At 48.5% G+C, this 1,341-nt stretch carries 9 tRNA genes and 1 rRNA gene; all 10 read left to right on the top strand.

What is annotated here, in order from left to right:
- The 10 genes from rrf to LCM10_RS20505 all read left to right on the top strand — a co-directional run bounded on the left by rrf (nt 1) and on the right by LCM10_RS20505 (nt 1,085).
- A 5S ribosomal RNA gene (gene rrf, locus LCM10_RS20460) occupies nt 1–117 on the top strand.
- Nucleotides 118–129: 12 nt separating this feature from the next.
- A tRNA-Val gene (locus tag LCM10_RS20465) sits at nt 130–205 on the top strand.
- 140 nt (nt 206–345) lie between these two features.
- Nucleotides 346–421: transfer RNA gene (locus LCM10_RS20470), tRNA-Thr, on the top strand.
- Between the two features lie 22 nt (nt 422–443).
- A tRNA-Lys gene (locus LCM10_RS20475) sits at nt 444–519 on the top strand.
- Between the two features lie 38 nt (nt 520–557).
- Nucleotides 558–639, top strand: a tRNA-Leu gene (locus LCM10_RS20480).
- Between the two features lie 8 nt (nt 640–647).
- Nucleotides 648–722: transfer RNA gene (locus LCM10_RS20485), tRNA-Gly, on the top strand.
- Nucleotides 723–728: 6 nt separating this feature from the next.
- Nucleotides 729–817 (top strand) — tRNA-Leu (locus LCM10_RS20490).
- Between the two features lie 23 nt (nt 818–840).
- Nucleotides 841–917: transfer RNA gene (locus LCM10_RS20495), tRNA-Arg, on the top strand.
- Nucleotides 918–924: 7 nt separating this feature from the next.
- Nucleotides 925–1,001, top strand: a tRNA-Pro gene (locus LCM10_RS20500).
- An 8-nt stretch (nt 1,002–1,009) separates the two neighbouring features.
- A tRNA-Ala gene (locus LCM10_RS20505) sits at nt 1,010–1,085 on the top strand.
- Nucleotides 1,086–1,341: the final 256 nt, after the last annotated feature.

Genomic DNA, 1,341 nt, shown 5'->3' on the forward strand with positions numbered 1-1,341 from the left:
TCTGGTGATAATGGCGAAGAGGTCACACCCGTTCCCATGCCGAACACGGAAGTTAAGCTCTTCAGCGCCGATGGTAGTTGGGGGCTCTCCCCCTGTGAGAGTAGGACGTCGCCAGGCGATACATATTTCGGAGGATTAGCTCAGCTGGGAGAGCATCTGCCTTACAAGCAGAGGGTCGGCGGTTCGATCCCGTCATCCTCCACCATGGATTTTTTACGCAGCGACAGCGTAGTGAAAAAGATCCATCCTTAACTTTACGAAGCGTAGCGGAGTAAAATAAGTGTCCTTAATCTCTACAATGTATTCAATATCGAGTATTTTGGACGAGTACAAACAACTTAACACGCCGGTGTAGCTCAACTGGTAGAGCAACTGACTTGTAATCAGTAGGTTGGGGGTTCAAGTCCTCTTGCCGGCACCATTTTGGTTTAATAGTTTTTTAGGAGCCATTAGCTCAGTTGGTAGAGCATCTGACTTTTAATCAGAGGGTCGAAGGTTCGAGTCCTTCATGGCTCACCATTGATTTTTGCAAAAGGCAAACATCATATTCTTTTCATGCGGGTGTGGCGGAATTGGCAGACGCACCAGACTTAGGATCTGGCGCCGCGAGGCGTGGGGGTTCAAGTCCCTTCACCCGCACTATTTTTGCGGAAGTAGTTCAGTGGTAGAACACCACCTTGCCAAGGTGGGGGTCGCGGGTTCGAATCCCGTCTTCCGCTCCATTTTTTGCCGGGGTGGCGGAACTGGCAGACGCACAGGACTTAAAATCCTGCGGTAGGTGACTACCGTACCGGTTCGATTCCGGTCCTCGGCACCAGTTGTCTTTCAATTTAATAATAAGCGCCCGTAGCTCAATTGGATAGAGCGTTTGACTACGGATCAAAAGGTTAGGGGTTCGACTCCTCTCGGGCGCGCCATATACTTCGGGAAGTAGCTCAGCTTGGTAGAGCACTTGGTTTGGGACCAAGGGGTCGCAGGTTCGAATCCTGTCTTCCCGACCACTTCAAACGGGGCCTTAGCTCAGCTGGGAGAGCGCCTGCTTTGCACGCAGGAGGTCAGCGGTTCGATCCCGCTAGGCTCCACCAATGATTTTTGCACAGCAAAATATCATTCTTCTTACCACGCTTAGGCTGAGTAAGAAAATTATTCTAAAAAAGTTATTGACACCCACTGGTGTCGATGATATACTTGTAAAGTCGCTTCAAACGAAGCGCTTAACAAATTGAACCTTGAAAACTGAACAAAACAAGACAATACGTCAACGTTAATTCTAGATTTACCGTAACGATTATCGTTACAAAAAGAGCTATTCAAACTTTTATCGGAGAGTTTGATCCTGGC

Source organism: Rossellomorea aquimaris (genome assembly GCF_020171925.1).
GTDB lineage: Bacteria > Bacillota > Bacilli > Bacillales > Bacillaceae_B > Rossellomorea > Rossellomorea aquimaris_F.